Origin of the sequence: Pseudomonas sp. SWRI51 (genome assembly GCF_014268825.1) — a bacterium.
GTDB lineage: Bacteria > Pseudomonadota > Gammaproteobacteria > Pseudomonadales > Pseudomonadaceae > Aquipseudomonas > Aquipseudomonas farsensis.
This window is the reverse complement of record NZ_JABWRG010000092.1, coordinates 1-20944: the sequence shown is the minus strand read 5'-3', so window position 1 is coordinate 20944 and position 20944 is coordinate 1. Positions and strand designations below refer to the sequence as shown.

The window sequence follows — 20944 nt, the reverse complement described above, 5'->3', positions numbered from 1 at the left end:
GCGAAAGGGCTGCGTAGCAGCCCCGACGATTCTGCATGAGGCACAAATCCTGGGGCCGCTTCGCAGCCTTTCGCGACACAAGGCCGCTCCTACACAATCAAAAGCGACTTGCCTGAAACCATAGAATCTCCCACAGAGGCCGCGTCAGGCTGCGATATTGATGTCTGGCTGAGGCCCCTGTGGGAGCTGGCGACGGCCTGCGATGAGTCCGGCACAGGCTTGCCCTGAAACACCGGCTATATCCCCAGCCCCCGATCCCACTCCGGCTCCCCGGCAAACCGCTCCACCAGAAAATCCACCATGCTGCGCAGGCTTGCGGGCATGTGCTTGCGTGAGGTGTACACCGCACTCAAGGTCAGCTCTCGCGGCCGGGCACCAGGTAGCAAGCGCACAAGCTCGCCGCTGCGAATGGCACTGGCGGCCTGGTAACTGGGCAGCATGGCAATACCCACCCCAGCCAGCGCCGCACGCTGCAAGGTCATCGCCTCGTTCGCGCTGATGTTGCCCTGCACCGGTACCGCAAGTTCCACACCCTGCACCTCGAAATGCCACAGGTTATGGCCGAAATAGGCGTGGGTCAGGCAGTTGTGCAGGGCGAGGTCCGCCACCTGCTGCGGCGTGCCATGTTCACTGAGGTAGGCCGGGCTTGCGCATATCACCGAGCGGCATACGCTCAGGCGCCGGGCTATCAGGCTGGGGTCGATGTCGCTGCTGGTTCGAATAGCCAGGTCGATGCGCTCATCCACCAGGTTGACCGTGCGGTCTAGCATCTGTAGCTCCACCTTCACCCCTGGGTAGCGCTTGATGTACGCCGCCAGCGCATCCACCAACTGGGCCTGGCCGAATGAGGTGCTGACACTGATGCGCAGCTCGCCGCGTGGCGCATCGTCGGGCTGGCGCACGGCGTCTTGCAGGTCGCCTGCCAGCGCCAGCATCTGCCGGCAACGGGGCAGGGTTTCCTGGCCTGCGGCGGTCAGGCTGAGTTTGCGGGTGGTGCGCTGCATCAGCCGCGCGCCCACCCAGTCCTCAAGTTCTGCCAGATAGCGCGAGACCACGGGTCGTGAAAGCCCCAGATGATCGGCCGCCGCCGACTGGCTGCCGAGGTCGACGACGCTGACAAATACGCGCATGGCGTTGAGCCGGTCCATGATTTGCCCGATTTCAGAAATAAACTATGTCGAAGCATCGCATTTTTTGTATCGGATCGGGCAACTAAGCTGTGGTTCTTCGCATCGTTACTGGAACCGCCCATGTCTCTATTCACTCCGCTACGCGGGCTGTTGCTGGCCAGTGTGCTGCTCACCGGCCCCGTTGCCTTCGCCGCCGAGCCGCTGTCGCTGGACGTCTACAACCCTGGCAGCGAGGCCATCTTCCCGGTCAGCTCTGTGGTGGTCAGTGGCCAGCATGACGCCATCTTGATCGACGCCCAGTTCGGCAAGGCCCAGGCCGCCCAGCTGGTGCAACGCCTGCGCGCCAGCGGCAAGCGCTTGACCACTATTTATATAAGCCATGGCGACCCGGACTATTACTTCGGCCTGGACACCATCACCCAGGCCTTCCCCCAGGCCCGTGTGGTCGCCTCGGCGGCAACCGTTGCCCACATTCGCCAGACCATGGACGCCAAGCTGGCGTACTGGGGCCCGCAGATGGGTACCGACCGCCCGGCAAAACTGCTGCTGCCTGCGGTACTGGAAGGCAATCGGCTGGAGCTGGAAGGCAAGGCTCTGGAGGTGGTCGGGCTGGATGGCCCGCAGCCTGAACGCAGTGTTGTCTGGATTCCCTCCATCAAAGCCGTGGTCGGTGGCGTGGTGGTGTCCGAGTATATTCATGTGTGGATGGCCGATACGCAAAGTGCCCAGTCGCATGCCGATTGGCTCGCCACCCTGGCCGCTATCGAGCGCCTGCAGCCGCGCACGGTGATCCCCGGCCACTACCTGGGTGACAGCAGCCGCAATGTGCAGGCGGTGCGTTTCACCGCCGATTACATCCGCGCCTTTGATGCAGAGGCTGCCAAGGCGGCCAACGCCGCCGAGCTGATCGCAGCGATGAAGCAGCGCTACCCGGGCCTTGCCGACGAGAGCTCGCTTGAGCTGAGCGCCAAGGTCGCCAAGGGCGAAATGAAGTGGTAACCCCTATTCACCTGACGGAGTATCTCCCATGAGCAAGATCGCAATTATCGGCGCCACCGGGCGTGCTGGCAGCCAACTGCTGGAAGAAGCGCTGCGCCGTGGCCACAGTGTCGTGGCCATCGCCCGCGACCCCTCGGCGTTGCAGGGGCGCGAAGGCGTAACCGTGAAGGCGCTGGACGCCAAGGACAGCGCGGCGCTGCAAGCGGCCATTGCCGGTACTGACGCCGTATTGAGCGCCGCGCATTTTGCCACCCTTGCGCCGCAGGCCATCATCGAGCCGGTCAAGCGTGCCGGCGTCAAGCGCCTGCTGGTGGTGGGCGGCGCCGGTAGCCTGTTGCTGCCGTCGGGGCAGCGGGTGATCGACAGTCCGGATTTCCCCGAGGCTTATAAAGCCGAAGCCACCGCCGGCGCACAGTTTCTCGAGACGCTGCGCCAGGAGCCGGCGCTGGACTGGACCTTTCTCTCGCCGTCGGCAGAGTTTGTCGAAGGTGAACGCAGCGGGGGCTATGTGCTGGGCAAGGATCACTTGTTGATTGGCGCTGATGGTCGAAGCTGGATCACCTTTGCCGATTACGCCATTGCATTGCTTGATGAGCTGGAAAAGCCGGCGCATTCGCGGGCGCGGTTTACCGTTGGGTATTGAGCCGGGCCACACATAGCCGGGGCCGCGTTGCGGCCATTCGCGGCGGGCGGGCATTCCAAGCAAGCCCGCTCCGAAAGAGATCGCGCATAGTCGCAATATTGAGGCCTTGCCCAGATTCTGTGGGAGATTCTATGGTTTTGTATAAGCCTGTTCCCGCCAGATATATCTCCTTGTGGCGAGCGGGCTTGCCCCGCGAAAACCGGCATAGCCGGTGCCAGCTACACCCCGGCACTGCGCGCCTGCAGCCACGCCATCAACTGCGCCAACCCCGGCGCCACGGCCTTGCCTGGGCTGGCCAGGTAATAGCCTTTGCCCGTCATCACCTTCAGCGCAAACGGCATGCACAGCCGCCCACTGCGCAGGTCATCGCCGATCAGCGCCCAATCACCTATCGCCACGCCGGTGCCTTGCGAAGCCATGGCCATCGCCATGTCCAGGGTTTCAAAATGCTGCCTCGGCCCTTGCAGCTCGAAGTTGACACCCGCCGCTTGCAGCCACAACTGCCAGTCATGCTCGTCGCGCGAGGGGTGAAGCAGCATGTGCCGCGCCAGGTCTTGCAACTTGCGCAACGGCAGCGGGCCGTCGAGCAATGACGGGGCACAGACCGGTGTCAGTTGCTCATCGAACAGCTTGCAGACCTGTTGGCCTGCATTGGGCACCGCGCCATAGATGACGGCGGCATCGAAGCCCTCACGGCGAAAATCCACACCGTGCTGCACGGTGGTGGTGAGCTCGACCGGCACGTCCGGGCGCAGCGCCTGCCACTCCATCAAGCGTGGCAACAGCCAGCGCATCACACAGGTCGGCGCCTTGAGCTGCAACGTCGCGCTGCGCCCACCCACTTCCTGTACGCCTTGTTCGATCAGGGCAAACACCTGCTGCACCCGGGGCAACCAGTCCTGGCCCTCGCGGGTCAGCGCCAGCCCCCGCGCCTGGCGCAGAAACAACGGGTAACCCAGTTGCTCCTCCAGCGCGGCGATCTGGCGGCTGACCGCGCCCTGGGTGATGTGCAACTGCGCCGCCGCGCGGGTGAAGTTGCAGTGCCGGGCGGTAATCAGGAAGGTGTGCAGGGCAGGCAGCGGCGGCAGACGGGGCATTTGTGTGAGCCATGATGTGAGGACATGGCGAGTATGTGTTTTTTTGCATTGTCGCGGTAGCAGCGGCTTGTTTCCATGAAGGCTGATTTCAACAAGAATCGGGTATTGGATAATGGCAACCTGTGGCGAAGTGCTGGTCAAACTCCTCGAAGGCTATGGCGTGGAGCATGTCTTCGGTATTCCTGGTGTGCATACCGTGGAGCTGTATCGCGGGCTGGCGGTGTCGTCGATCCGCCATATCACCCCGCGCCACGAGCAGGGCGCCGGGTTCATGGCTGATGGCTATTCGCGCACCCGCGGCAAACCGGGTGTGTGTTTCATCATCACCGGCCCCGGCATGACCAACATCACCACCGCCATGGGCCAGGCCTATGCCGACTCTATCCCCATGCTGGTGATCTCCAGCGTGCAATCGCGCAGCCAGCTGGGCGGCGGGCGCGGCAAGCTGCACGAATTGCCCAACCAGGCCGCGCTGGTCGCGGGGGTGGCTGCGTTTTCCCAGACCTTGATGAGCGCCGCTGACCTGCCGCAGCTGCTGGCCAGGGCGTTCGCCGTGTTCGACGGCGCCCGCCCGCGCCCGGTGCATATCGAGATTCCGCTGGATGTGCTGGTGGAGCCTGCCGACCACCTGTTGCCCGCAGGCCCGGTGCGTACCGCTCGCGCCGGTGCTGCGCCGCACATGGTCGCGCAGATGGCGGCGTGCCTTGCTGCTGCGCAACGACCGTTGATTCTGGCAGGTGGCGGTGCGCTGAATGCAGGCGCTGAAATTGCGCAGTTGGCCGAGCACCTGCAAGCGCCGGTAGCGCTGACCATCAACGCCAAGGGCCTGTTGCCGGCGAGCCACCCGCTGCAGATCGGCTCGACCCAGACCTTGCCCGCTACCCGCGAGTTGGTCGCCGAAGCCGATGTGGTGCTGGCCATCGGTACGGAGCTGGCAGAAACCGACTACGACGTGACCTTCAAGGGTGGTTTCGACATCCCCGGCAGCCTGTTGCGCGTCGATATCGACCCTGACCAGACGGTACGCAATTACTTGCCTGCGCTGGCGCTGGTTGCAGATGCCCAGCAAGCCGCACACGCTCTACTGATGGCTCTGCACGGCCACTCGCAGCCTGTGCGGCAGGGCGCCTGGGGCAGCCAGCGCGCCGCCCGCTTGCGGGAGGCCAATGCAGCGACCTGGGATGCTGCGACCTTGAGCCAGACAGCCCTGCTGAACGCGGTCCTGCACACGCTGCCGGAGGCCATCCTGGTGGGCGATTCGACGCAACCGGTCTACACCGGCAACCTGACCCTGGACATGCCTGCCCCCCGGCGCTGGTTCAATGCCTCCACCGGCTACGGCACGTTGGGCTATGCCTTGCCGGCGGCCATTGGTGCCTGGCTGGGCAGCGCCGAGGCCCCGGTGGTGTGCCTGATTGGCGACGGCGGCTTGCAGTTCACCCTGCCGGAGCTGGCCAGCGCGGTCGAGGCCCAAGTGCCGCTGATCGTGCTGCTGTGGAACAATCAGGGCTATGAGGAAATCAAGAAGTACATGCTTAACCGCGCCATCGAGCCGGTGGGCGTAGACATCCACACCCCCGACTTCATTGGCGTCGCCCGCGCGCTGGGCGCAGTTGCCGAGGAGGTAGCCGACGTGGCGCAGTTGCAGGCCGCGTTGCAACGCGCCCAGGGGCTGCGCCGGCCAACCCTGATCCAGGTCGACCAACACCAATGGCAGGCGGCCGTAACGAGCTGAATGCTTGCCGGTAGTCTCTAACGCGCTGTCGGCGCGGGTTTCAGGGCTGCTTTGCAGCCCTGCGCGGGGCCAGCCTGCTCGCCACAAGCGGCTCAACCGGCGCTGGCGCGCAGCCGTGCCACATCGCGCAGCGGTGGCGCGCCGTACAGTCGGCTGTATTCACGGCTGAACTGCGACGGGCTCTCGTAGCCCACCCGATAAGCCGCCACCGCTGCCTCCAGCCCGTCGTTGAGCATCAGCCGCCGCGCTTCTTGCAGGCGCAGCTGCTTCTGGTACTGCAACGGGCTCATCGAGGTCACCGCCTTGAAGCGGTGGTGCAGGGTCGAAGTGCTCAGGTTCACCTCGCGGGCTAGGTCTTCGATACGCAGTGGTTGCTGGTAATGTTGGTTGAGCCAGGCGATGGCTTGGCAAACGCGGTGCGTCTGGCTGTTGGCCAGGGCGATTTCATACAGCCGATGGCCCTGCGGCCCACGCAATAATCGGTAAAGGATTTCGCGACGAAACAGCGGCGCCAGCATCGCGATATCGCGCGGCGTATCCAGCAAACGCACCAGCCGCAGCAGCGCATCAAGCAACTGCGGGTCGCTCCTTTCTACATACAGGCCGCGCCCCGATGGCCGGTTGGGCACCAGCATCGGCCCGTTTTCGGCAATCAATTGGCTGATTTCAGCCGCGTCCAGGTCCAGGCGCAGGCCCAGGCTCGGGTTTTCCGGGGTAGCGTCCAGGCGCACGCCACTGAGCGGCAGCGTTACCGATACCACCATGTAGTGCAGCGGGTCATAGGCATATTGCTCATCGCCCAGAAACAGCGCCTTGCTGCCTTGGGCCAGGATGCACAGCGCCGGTTGCGCCAGGGTCGGCACCGAACGCACGTTCTCGCGGTAGGCGGACAGGTACAGGTCATCGACCGCCGATACCGGGCCATGCGGGCCGCTGGCGTGGCGCAGAATCAGGCCGGCCAGTTCCTGGCGCTGAAGTTCGAGCGAGGGGTCAAGAGGCTGGGTCATGGCGGGGTTTCCTTGGCAGACCGGGCCAGCATAGGTTTGGGCAATGCCGGGCGCTAGTCGAAAGCTGCACGACGATTGCCTGATCCTGCCGTGGTGCAGGATCAGGCAATCGGCCGGCAGTAATGGCCTAACGGCACGCGCGGGGCAACGCCTAACCTTGACTGCCTGGTTATCCCGTCCGCACCGCTTCAAGGAGATCGTTCATGACCCAGACTCAACCGGTCACCCACCTGGCTTTCATCCGCGCCAGCAACGGTCGCTCGGCAGAACTCGGCATGCGCCTGCGCGACTTGCTGGAGCCCTCGTTGCGCACGCCAGGTTGCCTGAGTTTCAACGTGCAGCGCTCGCAGGTCGATGCCGACCTGTGGCTGCTCAGCGGCAGCTGGAGCGACCAGCAGGCGATGCGCGGCTACTTTGCCTCACCCACCCTGCAAGCGTTTGGCGAACTGGTGCAGCAGCAGTTCGTCTCAAGCCTTGACCTGCACACCTTCGCCTAGTGTGTAGAATGCAGCCCCAATCCCATAGGCGCAGCGCAGCATGGCACGTAGAGAATTCACCCACTTTGAAGCAGTTTCGGCAATGGTCCCGGCAGAGGGCGGCGGCTACCACGCGGCAATCGCCGTCAAAGCCTTGCGCGCCGGCGGCGCCCCGCGCTTTCACAAGGTGCTCGATGGCCAGCTGTTCAAAGGCGCGTTGGCGGCCGACGAGGCCGCCTGCGCCGAGCTTGAACGCCTGCAAGGCGTAAGCGAAGACGGCGAGTTGCAGTTCTGATCAGGCCTGCGGGCGGCCCATCTTGAACAATTCGCCCAGCGCGAAGTAGTCAGCCGGGCCGCCACCACGCAGAATCGGCTCAGCGGCGGCGGTATCGTAGATACCGTCCTTGAGCAGATGCTCGGCGATATGCACCGCCACCACTTCACCCAGAATCAGCCAGCTTGGCACCGGCTGTTGATCAGCGCGGTTGAGCTGGATGATCTGGCTCACCTTGCACTCGAAACTCACCGGGCTCTCGCCCACGCGCGGCACCTTGACCACGTTCGAGGGTGCCGGGGTGAGGCCACTCAGAACGAATTCGTCGACGTCTGCGGCAACGGCTGCGCAGCTTTGGTTCATCTGCTCGGCCAGCGGCCGGGTGGCCAGGTTCCAGACGAACTCCCCGGTCTGCTCGATATTGTTCAGGCTGTCTTTGCGCCCGACGCTGCAGAAACCGATGATCGGTGGGATGTAGTTGAAGGCGTTGAAGAAACTGTACGGCGCAAGGTTCAGGCGCCCGTGGCTGTCGTGGCTGGAGATCCAGCCGATGGGCCGTGGGCCGACGATGGCGTTGAAGGGGTCGTGGGGCAGGCCGTGGCCTTTGGCGGGTTCGTAATAGTACATCTGCGTAAGGCTGCAAGGCCTTCCTGGTGGCGGACGAGGCGCCTAGTGTGCCAAGCCTTTGCCCGGCTGGAAATGATCAAGCCCGGCAAAAGCCGGGCTGGGTACGCGCATCAGTGATCAGCTGAAGCGGTGGGCGTTGGTGTTGTCGAAGCCGTTTTCGGCGAAGCGTTGGCCGTTGGTGCGGTCGGCGCCGTCTTCGGCAAAGCGTTGGCCGTTGGTGCGGTCGGCGCCGTCTTCGGCGAAACGTTGGCCGTTGGTGCGGTCGGAACCATCTTCTGCATAGCTGGCCGATTGGATTTGTACGGCGGCGAAGGTGTGGGCGTTGGTGTTGTCGAAGCCGTCTTCAGCGAAGGCGCCAGTAGCCAGAACCGAGAGGGCCAGGGTGAGGATCAGTTTGTTTTTCATGGTAGGTGCTCCAAGGGTTTTGTTGGGGTTGTTTGCTGCTGTGAGTCCCATGCTACGCCGATTAATTTGATTAAAAAGCGCATAAAATGGCTTATATAAATCGATTAACTAGATGTGTTTGGGCGCGCTCTTGCGCTCTTTCTCAGAGCCCTCCCACAGCCACCTTGAGAGCGCCGAAACTAACCCCCCATCAACACCTTTTTCATCCCCCACCAACCAATTTTTCAGCCCCCGGTCTTCACCATCGCCGCACCCAACCCCCGGAGCGGCACACCCATGAACAAACTCCCGCAAATCACCTTGGCCTTCTGGGTCATGAAGATCTGCGCCACCACCCTCGGCGAGACCGCAGGTGACCTGCTTTCGATGACCCTCAACATCGGCTATGCCATGAGCTCGCTGCTACTGATCAGCATGTTCCTGGTCACCTTGCTGGCCCAGTTATTCTCCCGCCGCTACCACCCGATGCTGTACTGGCTGGTGATCCTGGCCACCAGCACTGCCGGCACCACGATGTCCGACTTCATGGACCGCACCTTGGGGCTGGGATACGCCACAGGCTCCGCGGTGCTGATCGGCATCCTGCTGCTGACCTTCGCCCTTTGGCGCCTGAGCGGTAACCCGCTGGACGTCTCGCGCATTCGCAACCGCGGCGGCGAGCTGTTCTACTGGGTGGCCATACTGTTCTCCAACACCCTTGGCACCGCATTGGGCGACTACCTGGCGGATGATTCAGGGCTGGGCTTTGCCGGTGGCGCGCTGTTGATCGGCTCGGCCATCGCAGTGGTGGCAGCTGCGCGTTACTGGACCAGGATCTCGGGCGTGCTGCTGTTCTGGATCGCCTTTGTGCTTACCCGTCCTTTCGGCGCGACCTTGGGCGATGTGCTGACCAAGTCCCACGAAAAAGGCGGGCTGGACTTCGGCACCATCGGCTCATCGGCGGTGCTGGGCGGGGTATTGCTGATGCTGGTGGTAATGGCTACCTATTACCAGCGCCGCCAGTTGGTACCGGTGATCGAGCGTGCCTGAGGCTCAAGCCGGGCACACGGCGTAGCGCGTGCTACGCCCGCCGCCTGGCAAGCGTACAAGGCAGCTTTTGGCCTGCAGGTCGGCCAGGTGGCGAGTGGCCGTGGCTTTCGAAACTTTGGCCACGGTTTGGTACTGGCTGGCGCTGATGCCGTCTTCGAAGCCCTTGGGGCCGCCGTCGAGCAGGCGGTTGAGCACTTTGACTTGCTCAGGCAGCAGCCCGTCGGCGCGGTGCGCCTGCCAGAAGCGCGCTTTGTTCAACACCCGGTCGATACGCAGCAACGCCTGTTCAAGGCTGCGCAGCAGTGTGGTCAGGAACCAGTGCAGCCATTCGGTGATGTCCAGGCTGCCTTTCTGGCTGCGTTCGAGTACGCGGTAATAGCCGACACGGTCCTCAAGAATGCTGGCAGACATTGCATAAAAGCGGATTGCCTGACGCTCGCCCTGGGCCAGGGCAAGGTCGGTCAGGGCGCGGGTCAGGCGGCCGTTGCCGTCAGCGAACGGGTGCAGGGTAACGAACCAGAAATGCGCAACCCCTGCACGTAGCAAGGGGTCGAGCTGGTCGTCACTGCGGCTTGCTTGGAACCAGTCGAGAAACTGCTCAAGTTGCAACTCGAGCCCCGCACGCGGCGGAGCTTCGAAATGCACGGTAGGTTTGTCGATTCGCCCGGAAATGACTTGCATAGCCGCGGCGTCGCGCAGTTCACCCACAGCCAGTGGGGCAGTGAGCACCCCGGTGCTTTCTGGGAACAGCCAGCGGTGCCAGCGATACAGCCGCTGCTGGTCGAGAGGGTGGTCGTGGCCGGCGGTCGCGTCGAGCATCAGCTCAGCCAGGCCTTCACTGCGCGGGCTGGTCGGCCCCGGCTCTTCAATACCGAGGCGACGCGCAAGTGAAGAACGCACCGATTCGACATTGAGCTGTTCGCCTTCAATGGCCGATGAGGTGACGATGTTCTGCAGCAGCGTGTCGAGCAGGTCTTTGCTCGCCTCAAGGCCGGCCACCGCACCGGCTCTGCCCAGCAACAGGCCCTGGGTTTCCACGCATTCGCGCAGTAACCCAGCCAGATGTTGGCTGTTCCAGTGGAAGGTCGGCCAGCCTGGCTGCTGCCAGATCCAGAACGGGGATGAAGGAGTCATGAGCCGAATAATAACGCTATTCGGCTCATGCAGTGAGCCGAATAAACCCGCTATTCGGCTCACGACCCACAAAAAAGGGGGCGCCCCGCCAAGCGGAGGCCCCCTTTGGGCCTTGCAGCCTGCGGATCAGTCAGTGGTGATACGCGAGTGTTGCTTGGTGTCCTTCATGGTGACGTACACCAGCAGCGAGCACGCGATGCAGGCGGTGACGTACCAGTAGTAACCGGTTTCCAGGTGAATGCTCTTGAACCACAGTGCCACGTACTCAGCGGTGCCGCCGAAGATCGACACGGTCAACGCATAGGGCAGGCCGACGCCCAGCGCGCGGATTTCGGTGGGGAACAGCTCGGCTTTGACCACCGCGTTGATCGAGGTGTAGCCGCTGACGATGATCAGCGCGGCCATGATCAGGAAGAACGCGCCCCACCAGGTCTGGATGGTGTGCAGGGTAGTCAGGATCGGCACTGTGAACAGCGTCCCCAGCACGCCGAAGGCGATCAGGATCGGGCGTCGGCCGATCTTGTCGGACAGCGCGCCGATCACTGGCTGCAGGCACATGAACAGGAACAGCGTGGCGGCCGAAATGGTGGTCGAGTCGCTGATGCTCATGCCCACCGTGTTGACCAGGTACTTCTGCATGTAGGTGGTGTAGGTGTAGAAGGCCAGGGTGCCGCCCATGGTCAGGCCGACAACGGTCAGCAGTTCCTTGGGGTGGCGCATCAAGGTGCGCATCATGCTTTCCTTGGCCTTTTCCTTCTTGGTGAAGGAAGCGGTTTCTTCCATGCCACGGCGCAGGTACAGCGCAACCACCGCGCACAGCGCGCCGATCACGAAGGGTACACGCCAGCCCCAGGCGTACAGCTCTTCGGTGGTCAGGGTGTTCTGCAGGATGATCAGCACGGCCAGGGCGATGAGCTGGCCCGAGATCAGCGTCACGTACTGGAAGCTTGAGAAGAAGCCACGGCGTTCCTTGGTGGCCATTTCGCTCAGGTAAGTGGCGGAGGTACCGTATTCACCGCCCACCGACAGGCCTTGCATCAGGCGCGCGATTACCAGCAACACGGGCGCGGCAACGCCGATGGTTTCGTAACCTGGGGTCAGGGCAATGACCAGCGAGCCTGCGCACATCAGCAGCACCGAGGCCATCAGCGCGGCCTTGCGGCCCTTGCGGTCGGCGTACAGGCCCATCAGCCAGCCACCGATCGGGCGCATCAGGAAGCCCACGGCGAAGATCGCGGCGGTGTTGAGCAGTTGTGCGGTGGTGTCGCCGGCGGGGAAGAAGGCCTTGGCGAAGTACAGGGAAAATGCGGCGTAGACGTACCAGTCGTACCACTCGACCATGTTGCCGATAGAGCCGCTGAAAATCGACTTGAGGCGGCTGGAGGTGGTTTTAGGCGCTGCAGACGCGGCGCCGGCTCCCGCGGGCAGGGGGCTGGTGTTATCCATCAGGGATACCTTCTCGTTGTTTTTGTGGGGCGCGCTGAGCGCAGCTTGAGAAGGCTTTTGCAGAACCTGTGCCAAATGAGGGCAAGGCGATCCGTTTGTGTGCACCGAAGCCCAGGCATCCCCGTTTTAACGGCCCGACAGGCTTAGCGCGTACGTTGTGGGAGCGGGCTGGCCCCGCGATGAGTCTGCAGTATTGCCCCCTCAATAGGCGATTTTCCGCTTATCCAAGCCGCCCAATAGGCAATAATCCGCTTATCAAGGCGCAAGAAAATCCTCACGCAACAGCCCATGGCGCTGCATCTTTTCGTTGAGCGTGCGCCTGGGCAGTTGCAACGCCTCCATCACCCCTTTGATCTCGCCCTGGTGCTGGCGCAAGGCCGCGCGCAGACACTGCGCTTCGAACGCCTCCATCTGCGCGGCCAGCGATTGCCCGTCGGCAGCCGGCGCCTGGTTCGGCGAGGCCAGCCCCAGCGCATGCCGTTCGGCGGCGTTGGCCAGCTCACGCACGTTGCCCGGCCAGTCGTGGGCCAACAGTTGCGCCAGCTGCGCACCACTGACCGGCTGCGCCTCACGGCCCAGGCGTTCGGCGCAACTGCGGGCGAAATGCTCGAACAGCAGCGGGATGTCCTCGCGCCGCTCACGCAGCGGCGCCAGGCGCAGCTCCGCAACGTTCAGGCGGTAGGCGAGGTCTTCTCGGAAACGCCCGGCGCGGGCTTCTTCGAGCAGGTCGGGTTTGGTCGCGGCGACGATTCGCAGGTCCACCTCGATGCTCTGGTTGGCGCCTAGCCGTTCGAGTTTGTGCTCCTGGATGACGCGCAGCAGCTTGGCCTGCTGGGCCAGCGGCATGCTTTCGATCTCGTCGAGAAACACCGTACCGCCGTTGGCATATTCAAGCTTGCCGATACGTTTGCCCTGGGCGCCGGTAAAGGCGCCGCTTTCGTGGCCGAACAGTTCGGCTTCGAACAGCGCTTCGGGAATGGCCGCGCAGTTGAGGGCGACGAAGGGCTTGCCGGCGCGCGGGCCGAAGTCGTGCAGGCAGCGAGCAACGCGTTCCTTGCCGCTGCCGGTTTCACCACGGATCAGCACATTGACCGGCAGCGCCGCCAGCTCCAGCACTTGGCGGCGCAACTGTTGCAGGCCCTGGGACATACCGAGCAGGGTGCCTTCCAGCTGCACCTTGAGGTCGGCCTGCTCATGCAGGCGGCGGTTTTCCAGCACTAACTGGCGTTTTTCAAGGGCGCGGCCGAGGCTGCTCATCAGGTGCTGCGGGGTGAACGGTTTTTCCAGAAAATCGTAGGCGCCGTTGCGCATTGCCTCGACCGCCATCGGCACATCGCCGTGGCCGGTCAGCAGGATCACCGGCAGGCCGGCGTCGAGCTGCTGCAGGCGTTCGAGCAACTGCATGCCGGAAAGCCCGGGCATACGCACATCGCTGAGGATTACCCCGGGGAAGTCCGGCGGCAACTGCGCCAGGCATTCTTCGGCGCGGGCGAACAGCTGCACATTGAAGCCGGACAGGCTCAGCCACTGCTCAACGGCGTTGCGGATACTGGCTTCGTCATCGACGACGATCACGGAATTCAACATGCAGGCTCCAGGTCGCGCGGCAGGGTCAGGCTGAAGCGGGCGCCGCCAGGCAGGTTCTCGACCTGCAGGGCGCCGCCGGCATCGGCAACGATGCCATACGAGATGGCCAGGCCCAGGCCCAGGCCTTCGCCGACCGGTTTGGTGGTGAAGAACGGATCGAAGACTTTACCAAGGTCGGCCTCGGCAATGCCGCCCCCTGAGTCGAGCACGCTCAGGCGCCACAGCTCGGCATCGGACTCGATACGTATTTCCAGGCGTTTGTAGCGTTTATCGGCCATGGCGTCGAGGGCATTGCGCAACAGGTTGATCAGCACCTGCTCCAGGCGGATGGCATCGCCGCGCACCCAGGCCGGGCGTGCCAGGTACAGCGCCACTTCCACTTCTTCGTCGCGGATGCGCGGCTCCAGCAGGTGCAGCGCCTGATCGACAACCGTGGCCAAGTCCAGGCGCTCGCGCAGGCCGCCGGGGCTGTTGCGGGCGAACGTCTTCAGGTGGCCGGTGAGCGCGGCCATGCGCGTAAGCATCTGCTCCAGGGGTTCGAGGGCCTGGCGCGCCTGCTCATGGCGGCCATGGTCGAGCAGCAGGCGCAGGGTTTCGAGCTGCATGCGCTGGGTGGTCAGCGGCTGGTTGATTTCGTGGGCGAGGGCGGCGGACATCTGCCCCAGCGCCGCCAGCTTGGCCGACTGCACCAGGCCTTCCTGGGCGGTGCGCAATTCGCGGGTGCGCTCCTCGACCTGGCGCTTGAGCTCTTCGCGGCTGCGCTGGCGCATGCGGGCCAGGCGCATGCGCTGGCTGACGAACAGCGCGGCGAACACCAGGCTCAGCCAGACGGCAGCAGCGGCCAGGGCGGCGTTGCGCTCGTCCTCGGCAACCTGCGGCTTGCGCAGCAGGTGCAAGGTCCAGCCTTCGGCGGGCAATGGCAGGCTTTCCCACTGGTAGTCGACGCTGCCCTGCGGGCCTTGCACGCGGGACAGGTGGCTGTGCTCGGCAAAACGCGTCAGCACCTGGCTGTGCAGGGCCACCAGCGGTTGCTTGTCGTACTGGCGGGTCTGTTCGAGCTCGGCTCGGTCCGCAGGCGTCAGCGGTTGCAGTTCGCGATAGCGCCAGCCGTCCTGGTTGGCAATGAAGGTAATGCCGCGCGCGTCGCTGACCAGCAGGATATCGCTGCCCTGGCGCCACTCGCGCTCAAGCTCGGGGAACTCAAGCTTGACCACCATGGCACCCAAAAACTGCCCCTGTGCGTTGCTCACGGCGCTGGATAAAAAGTAACCCGGTACGCCGCTGGTCACGCCGACAGCATAGAAGCGCCCGCTGCCTTGGACGCGGGTCTGTTTGAAGTAGGGCCGGAAGCCATAGTTGGAGCCGACGTAGGTGGTGGGCAAGCGCCAGTTGCTCGCGGCAATGGCAAGGCCGCTGGCGTCGAGCAGCTCCAGGGTCGAGGAGTTGGCCGCGCCATTGATACGTTCAAGCTTGAGGTTCAGCGCGTGCTGCACCGGCTCGCTCAGCGGCCTGCTCAGGGCATCGATGAGCTCGGGGTCCAGCGCCAGCACCGCAGGCAGGGCGCGATAGCGCTCGATCAGGGTGTGCAAGGCGTTGGCGTACAGGCCCAGTTGCTGGTTGGCGCGCTGCGCATCGAGTTGCATCGATTCGCGCTTGGCCTGGTGCATGGCCCAGCCGGCGCTGAGTACGGTACCGACCACGATCAGCAGGATGATCAGGCCCAGGCGCACAGCGCGGATGGGTGAGGGCATGGGCAAAGGTCCGCAGGTTCGGTGGTCGGTGGTGGTGCTTCGCGGGGCTCGCCGCCCCACGGCGCAAGGGCGGTGGGGCGGGGCCTGGCGCGCCGGGTCAGAGCAGTTCGAAGCTTTGCTGCTGCACGTTCTGCGAGTCCAGGCCCACCTGGATATTGAACTGCCCAGGCTCGGCCACATGCTGCAGCTGGCTATTGTAGAACTTCAGGTCCTGCTCACTGATGTCGAAGGTCAAGGTCTTGGCTTCGCCGGCCTTGAGCAGCAGCTTCTGGAAGTTCTTCAGTTCTCTGACCGGGCGGCTCATCGAGGCGCTTTCGTCCTGCACATACAACTGCACCACGGTTTCGCCGTCGCGCTTGCCGGTGTTCTTCACCGTGACCTTGGCCTGCATGGTGCCGCCGCGCTTGAGCGTGGCCTGGGAAAGCTGCAAGCCCGACAGCTCGAAGCTGGTGTAGCTCAAGCCGTAGCCGAACGGGTACAGCGGGCCGTTGGGCTCTTCGAAATATTGCGAGGTGTAGTTGCCCGGCTTGCCTGGGGTGAACGGGCGGCCGATGCGCATGTGGTTGTAGTACATCGGGATCTGCCCGACCGAACGCGGGAAGGTGATGGCCAGGCGCCCGGATGGGTTGTAGTCGCCGAACAGCACGTCGGCAATGGCGTTGCCGCCTTCGGTGCCACTGAACCAGGTTTCCAGCAGGGCATCGGCCTGCTCGCGTTCCCAGGCAATCGACAGCGGGCGGCCGTTCATCAGCACCAGCACCAGCGGTTTGCCGGTGGCTTTGAGGGCCTTGATCAGGTCGCGCTGCACCGCCGGGATTTCCAGGGTGGTGCGGCTTGACGATTCATGGGACATGCCGCGCGATTCGCCAACCACCGCCACCACTACATCCGACTGCTGCGCGGCCTTGACCGCTTCGTCGATCAGCACCGCCGCTGGGCGCGGGTCGTTGATGATCTCGGGTGCGGCAAAGTTGAGGAAGTTGAGGTAATCGAACATCGCCTTGTCGCCGGTGACGTTCGAGCCTTTGGCGTAAACCAGCTTGGCCTTGCCGGCGGTGGCGCGGACCAGGCCTTCACGCACGGTCACCGAGTGCTCGGGGCGGCCGTCGGCGGCCCAGCTGCCCATCATGTCGATCGGGGCGTCGGCCAGCGGGCCGACCAGGGCGATGGTGCCGGCCTTTTTCAGCGGCAGGGTCTGTTTGTTGTTCTCAAGCAAAACCAGGCTCCGGCGCGCTACATCACGGGCGGCCTCGCGGTGCAGGCGGTCGTTGCCGTAGTAGTCGGCAAGGTCGGTGTCGGCTTTGCCGATGCGTACGTATGGGTCTTTGAACAGGCCCATGTCGTACTTGGCGCCGAGCACCTCGCGCACGGCCTGGTCGAGTTCGGCCTGGCTCACTTCACCGGACTTGAGCAGCCCCGGCAGCTCTTCGCCATACAGCGAGTCGTTCATGCTCATGTCGATACCGGCCTTGATCGCAAGCTTGGCCGCCTCGCGGCCGTCGCGGGCCACGCCATGGCGGATCAGCTCCTGGATGGCGCCGTGGTCACTGATGGTGACGCCCTTGAAACCCCAGTCCTTGCGCAGCAGGTCGTTCATCAGCCAGGTGTTGGAGGTGGCCGGTACGCCGTTGATCGAATTCAACGCCACCATCACCCCGCCCGCGCCGGCATCCAGTGCGGCGCGGTAGGGCGGCAGGTAGTCGTTGTACATCTTCACCGGGCTCATATCGACGGTGTTGTAGTCGCGCCCGCCTTCCACTGCGCCATACAGGGCGAAGTGCTTGACGATGGCCATGATGCTGTCGGGGTTGGCCGGGCTTGAGCCCTGGAACGAACGGACCATCACCTGGCCGATCTTCGAGGTCAGGTAGGTATCCTCGCCAAAGCCTTCGCTGGTACGGCCCCAGCGTGGGTCGCGGGCGATGTCGACCATTGGCGCGAAGGTCATGTCCAGCGCATCGGCCGAGGCTTCGATGGCCGAGGTGCGGCCGACCTTGGCGATGGCGTCCATGTCCCAGGTGGCGGCCAGGCCCAGGCTGATCGGGAAGATGGTGCGTTCGCCATGGATGGTGTCGTAGGCGAAGAACATCGGGATTTTCAGGCGGCTGCGCATGGCAGCGTCCTGCATTGGCCGGTTTTCCGGGGCGGTGCGCGAGTTGAACGTACCGCCAATACGGCCAGCGGCGATTTCTTCGCGGATCTTCTCGCGGGGCATTTCCGGGCTGATGCTGATCAGGCGCAACTGGCCGATTTTTTCGGCTTCGGTCATTTGCCCGAGCAGATGGGCGATGAAGGCCTGCTTGTCTTGCAGGGGCGGGGCGGTGGGGGCGGCTAGGGCCGCCTGGCTGGCGAGGGCCATGGCCAGGCCCAGCAAGGACAGTTTCATCGTCGATTCCGTTATAAAGGCGGGCACGAAGGCCGTGCGCGGCCGAAGTTGTTCAGGCAGCTGTTTATTGTTCAATGCGCCCGGGCGTGCGTCGTAGCCGGGCTGCACTGTTTTGAACCTGTGGCAGCCGGCGATTATGCCTTATCTACCGCCAATGTTGAGATACACTCTGCCCAGCCCGATGCCGGGATAACAATGATAAGAACGCCCGAGAGACGATGGCATGACCGAATACGAACAGCGCCAGATCGCCGAGGCGATCGCTCGCGCCGAGCGGCGTACCGACGCGGAACTGGTGACGGTACTTGCGCGCCGCGCCGACGATTACCCGTACCTGCCGCTGCTGTGGGCTGCACTGCTGGCATTGTTGATCCCGCTGCTGCTGCACCGCTGGCAGGGCGGCATCGGCCTGAATGCCTTGTTGCTGGCGCAGACCTTGACCTTCATCAGCCTGTGCCTGCTGTTGCGTCACCCGCGCCTGGCCTGTTGGCTGGTGCCGGCCATTCTGCGCCGCCGGCGCGCCTCGGGCCTGGCCCGCCAGCAGTTTCTCGAGCTCAACCTGCAACTGACTGCCGGCGCCACGGGCGTGCTGATCTTCGTCAGCGAGGCTGAGCAGCATGTGGAAATCCTGGTAGATGAAGGCATCGCCCGGCACTTGCCGGCGCGCGCCCGCGAGGCGATGGTGGCGCGCTTTACCGAACAGGTCCGCCAGGGCAACACGTTGCAGGGCTTTGTGGAATGCATCGAAGCCTGCGGCGAGCTGCTCAGCGAGCATGTGCCGCCGACCCAGGCGCGCAACGAGCTGCCGAACCGGCTGGTGATCCTTGATTGAGCCGCGTCCATCGCCAAACCCTTCGCGCAGGGCGGTGCGCCACGTAGAATGCGCGGCATTGCGCACAGCGCTTCCCGTATTTCGAGGCACCTTTCCCCCATGTCGTCCGCCATTTCCGCCCCTGCCGCGCCCGATGCGCGTGCCCAGTTCCTGAGCCTGCTGGCCGATGCGCTGGGTGACGCCAGCCTGAGCAAACTGGTGCTGGCCCGCCACGTCGGCGCCGATGCCACGCTGCAGCGGATCATCGCCAAGCCTGTGCAGATCAAGGGCGAAGCCTATCTGCAACTGGTCTACCGCCATCAAACCCGCGACATCACCCGCAACCTGCCGTGGGCGGAGGTTGGGCAACTGGTGGCCGAGTTGCTGCCTGAGAGCTTTCGCAATGCCCACCTGTTCAGCGCTGCGGGCGAGGTGCAACTGAGCTTCAGCAAGAAGGGCAAGGCGTTGTTGCAGCGCCACCTGGCCCAGCAGCCGCAACGCGAAGCCAGCGCCGGGCATGACCGCGAGAAAAAACGCTACCTGGAGCTGAGCCGGCCGTTTTTGCGTGACCTCGGCGTGACCGACGCCCACGGCGCATTGATCCCGTCGATGTCGCGCAAGTGGAAGCAGATCAACAAGTTCATCGAAGTCTTCGACCACGCCCTGGCCGGCGCGCCGCTGGCGCCGGGCCTGCCGCTGCGGGTGGCCGACTTTGGCTCGGGCAAAGGCTACCTGACCTTCGCCATGCATGATTACCTGCGCAACAGCCTGGGGCGCGAGGCCCAGGTGACTGGCGTTGAGTTGCGCGCAGACATGGTCGAGCTGTGCAACGGCGCGGCGGCGCGTCTGGAACACCCGGGCCTGGTGTTCGAGTGCGGCGATGTGCGCAGCGTGGTGCCCGAAGCCATCGAGGTGATGATTGCCCTGCATGCCTGCGACGTGGCCACCGACTACGCCATCCACACCGGTATCCGATGCAACGCCGCGATCATCATGTGCTCGCCGTGCTGCCACAAGCAGATCCGCCCGCAGTTGCAGAGCCCCGGGCTGCTGCAGCCGATGCTGCAGTACGGCCTGCACCTGGGCCAGCAGGCCGAGATGCTGACGGACAGCTTGCGTGCGCTGTACCTCGAGGCCTGCGGCTATGAAACCAAGGTGTTCGAGTTCATCTCCCTGGAACACACCAACAAGAACAAGATGATTCTTGCGGTGAAACGGCGCCAGCCTCAGGACAACAGCGCGTTGTTGGCAAAAATTGCCGAGCTGAAGGCGTTCTACGGGGTGCAGGCGCATTGCCTGGAGACGCTGTTGCGGGCTGATGGCTTGATTGCTGGCTGATATCTTTCGCGCATTATGTCGGGCGTTTCCTCATGCGCAGGGGAAACGTCTGAAGCGCCATTTATCAGGGAAGCACTGCCCCGAATCTATCTAGGCTGGCTTGGGATCGACGCAATCTGGCGTCACCGGGTTGTCACTTGACAACTTTTATCCCACGTTCATACTGGAGCACATTCGATGACCCGCCCCGCGCACCCCAACAAGGAAGTCGAGCACGCCCTGAGGCATGCAGAGGAGCAGGGCTGGACCGTTGTGCCTGGGCGCGGCCATTGTTGGGGGCGCATGTATTGCCCCAGCAATGATCGCGAATGCCGTTGCGGTGAGTTCTGTATTACCAGCGTGTGGAGCACGCCACGCAATCCCGACACATTCGCCCGCCAGTTGCGGCGTGTTGTAGACAACTGCGCGGTGGAGCGCGGTCCCCTCATTCAGCCAGTGGAGTACCCATGATGGAGTACCAGTTCACGCTCAAGTATCAACTTGCCAGCGATGAAGACCTTGAGGCCTTGGTCGAGCGCCTGGGGGCGGCGGGTTGTGACGATGCCATGGTCGGCCTCGGCCAGCCAGGGCGCCTGGCGCTGGCCTTTGCCCGGGAGGCCGAAAGCGCGCAAGCCGCTTTGAACAGCGCGTTGGCAGATGTGCGCCAGGCATTGCCCGTGGCACAGCTGATCGAAGCAACCCCCGACCTGGTCGGCCTGACTGACGTGGCGCAGCGGGTAGGGGTAAGCCGGCAGAACATGCGCAAGCTCATGCTTGCCCACTACCGCAGTTTTCCGCCACCGGTGCACGACGGCGGCACGGCGCTATGGCACCTGGCCGATGTGTTGGCCTGGATGCAGGCCCGTGGCGGTTATCCGGTGGCCGAGCCGTTGCTGGAACTGGCCCAGGCGGCGAGGCGGGTCAACGTGTGCAAGGCTTACGAGCGCCTTGCCCTCTGAGGCGGTTGCTTTCAGAGGGAGCAAGGCTGGCATGGTCTAGGCGGACTTAAGGCAATGTAGGAGCGGCCTTGTGCCGCGAAAGGGCTGCGAAGCAGCCCCAGGATCCAGGCATCATGCAGAATCGCTGGGGC

Annotated in this window: 20 protein-coding genes; 10 read left to right on the top strand and 10 right to left on the bottom strand. The window is 64.0% G+C overall.

Translation table 11 applies throughout. The features are described 5' to 3' along the window. Nucleotides 1-236 precede the first annotated feature (236 nt). Nucleotides 237-1148, bottom strand: coding sequence for a LysR family transcriptional regulator (locus HU720_RS20120; protein WP_186522169.1), 912 nt, complete (start codon nt 1146-1148; stop codon nt 237-239). A 102-nt stretch (nt 1149-1250) separates the two neighbouring features. Here HU720_RS20120 and HU720_RS20115 point away from each other — a divergent pair, with 102 nt between their 5' ends. Together HU720_RS20115 and HU720_RS20110 are read left to right on the top strand one after the other, a co-directional pair. Further along, a complete protein-coding gene (locus HU720_RS20115; protein WP_186522167.1) occupies nt 1251-2129 on the top strand; it encodes an MBL fold metallo-hydrolase in 879 nt (292 codons plus the stop codon). A 28-nt stretch (nt 2130-2157) separates the two neighbouring features. Beyond that, a complete protein-coding gene (locus HU720_RS20110) occupies nt 2158-2772 on the top strand; it encodes an NAD(P)-dependent oxidoreductase (RefSeq protein WP_186522165.1) in 615 nt (204 codons plus the stop codon). A 218-nt stretch (nt 2773-2990) separates the two neighbouring features. Here HU720_RS20110 and HU720_RS20105 read toward each other — a convergent pair whose 3' ends face one another. Further along, nucleotides 2991-3869 carry a LysR substrate-binding domain-containing protein gene (locus tag HU720_RS20105; protein WP_186522163.1) on the bottom strand — a complete coding sequence of 293 codons (879 nt, stop codon included), beginning with the start codon at nt 3867-3869 and terminating at the stop codon, nt 2991-2993. Between the two features lie 112 nt (nt 3870-3981). Here HU720_RS20105 and HU720_RS20100 point away from each other — a divergent pair, with 112 nt between their 5' ends. Beyond that, entirely contained in the window at nt 3982-5604 is a 1623-nt protein-coding gene (locus HU720_RS20100; protein ID WP_186522161.1) for a 5-guanidino-2-oxopentanoate decarboxylase, read from the top strand. A gap of 92 nt (nt 5605-5696) precedes the next feature. On the opposite strand, the gene HU720_RS20095 is transcribed toward HU720_RS20100, so the two are convergent. Continuing rightward, a complete protein-coding gene (locus tag HU720_RS20095; protein WP_186522159.1) occupies nt 5697-6611 on the bottom strand; it encodes an AraC family transcriptional regulator in 915 nt (304 codons plus the stop codon). A gap of 203 nt (nt 6612-6814) precedes the next feature. Between HU720_RS20095 and HU720_RS20090 the strand changes: the two genes are divergently transcribed. Together HU720_RS20090 and HU720_RS20085 are read left to right on the top strand one after the other, a co-directional pair. Then, the gene (locus HU720_RS20090; RefSeq protein ID WP_186522156.1) at nt 6815-7108 is read left to right on the top strand and encodes an antibiotic biosynthesis monooxygenase; all 294 of its coding nucleotides are present in this window, start codon (nt 6815-6817) and stop codon (nt 7106-7108) included. 40 nt (nt 7109-7148) lie between these two features. Next, entirely contained in the window at nt 7149-7382 is a 234-nt protein-coding gene (locus HU720_RS20085; protein WP_186522154.1) for a hypothetical protein, read from the top strand. On the opposite strand, the gene HU720_RS20080 is transcribed toward HU720_RS20085, so the two are convergent. Both HU720_RS20080 and HU720_RS20075 read right to left on the bottom strand, forming a co-directional pair. After that, nucleotides 7383-7988 (bottom strand): flavin reductase family protein, encoded by a 606-nt coding sequence (locus tag HU720_RS20080; RefSeq protein ID WP_186522152.1) that lies wholly within the window; start codon nt 7986-7988, stop codon nt 7383-7385. A gap of 117 nt (nt 7989-8105) precedes the next feature. Next, entirely contained in the window at nt 8106-8393 is a 288-nt protein-coding gene (locus HU720_RS20075) for a hypothetical protein (RefSeq protein WP_186522150.1), read from the bottom strand. Between the two features lie 276 nt (nt 8394-8669). Here HU720_RS20075 and HU720_RS20070 point away from each other — a divergent pair, with 276 nt between their 5' ends. Then, nucleotides 8670-9422: a hypothetical protein gene (locus tag HU720_RS20070; RefSeq protein WP_186522148.1), complete on the top strand. Its 753-nt coding sequence runs from the start codon at nt 8670-8672 to the stop codon at nt 9420-9422. Between the two features lie 3 nt (nt 9423-9425). Here HU720_RS20070 and HU720_RS20065 read toward each other — a convergent pair whose 3' ends face one another. The 5 genes from HU720_RS20065 to bglX form a co-directional block, all read right to left on the bottom strand. Next, nucleotides 9426-10556 carry a Fic family protein gene (locus tag HU720_RS20065; RefSeq protein WP_186522147.1) on the bottom strand — a complete coding sequence of 377 codons (1131 nt, stop codon included), beginning with the start codon at nt 10554-10556 and terminating at the stop codon, nt 9426-9428. Between the two features lie 126 nt (nt 10557-10682). Beyond that, nucleotides 10683-12002 carry an MFS transporter gene (locus HU720_RS20060; protein ID WP_186522146.1) on the bottom strand — a complete coding sequence of 440 codons (1320 nt, stop codon included), beginning with the start codon at nt 12000-12002 and terminating at the stop codon, nt 10683-10685. A gap of 255 nt (nt 12003-12257) precedes the next feature. Next, entirely contained in the window at nt 12258-13589 is a 1332-nt protein-coding gene (locus HU720_RS20055; protein ID WP_186522145.1) for a sigma-54 dependent transcriptional regulator, read from the bottom strand. Further along, complete coding sequence (locus HU720_RS20050) at nt 13583-15340, bottom strand: ATP-binding protein (protein ID WP_186522144.1); 1758 nt, start codon at nt 15338-15340, stop codon at nt 13583-13585. The genes HU720_RS20055 and HU720_RS20050 overlap by 7 nt, the downstream gene beginning before the upstream one ends. A 97-nt stretch (nt 15341-15437) precedes the next feature. Next, on the bottom strand, nt 15438-17726 hold the full coding sequence (gene bglX / locus HU720_RS20045) for a beta-glucosidase BglX (protein ID WP_186522143.1): 2289 nt from the start codon (nt 17724-17726) through the stop codon (nt 15438-15440). Between the two features lie 223 nt (nt 17727-17949). Between bglX and HU720_RS20040 the strand changes: the two genes are divergently transcribed. The 4 genes from HU720_RS20040 (at nt 17950) to HU720_RS20030 (ending at nt 20813) form a co-directional block, all read left to right on the top strand. Further along, the gene (locus HU720_RS20040; RefSeq protein ID WP_186522142.1) at nt 17950-18558 is read left to right on the top strand and encodes a hypothetical protein; all 609 of its coding nucleotides are present in this window, start codon (nt 17950-17952) and stop codon (nt 18556-18558) included. A gap of 99 nt (nt 18559-18657) precedes the next feature. After that, entirely contained in the window at nt 18658-19875 is a 1218-nt protein-coding gene (locus HU720_RS20035) for an SAM-dependent methyltransferase (RefSeq protein ID WP_186522141.1), read from the top strand. Between the two features lie 177 nt (nt 19876-20052). Further along, nucleotides 20053-20325: a hypothetical protein gene (locus HU720_RS24425; protein WP_238337741.1), complete on the top strand. Its 273-nt coding sequence runs from the start codon at nt 20053-20055 to the stop codon at nt 20323-20325. Further along, nucleotides 20325-20813, top strand: coding sequence for a DNA-binding protein (locus HU720_RS20030; protein WP_186522171.1), 489 nt, complete (start codon nt 20325-20327; stop codon nt 20811-20813). The genes HU720_RS24425 and HU720_RS20030 overlap by 1 nt, the downstream gene beginning before the upstream one ends. Nucleotides 20814-20944 lie beyond the last annotated feature (131 nt).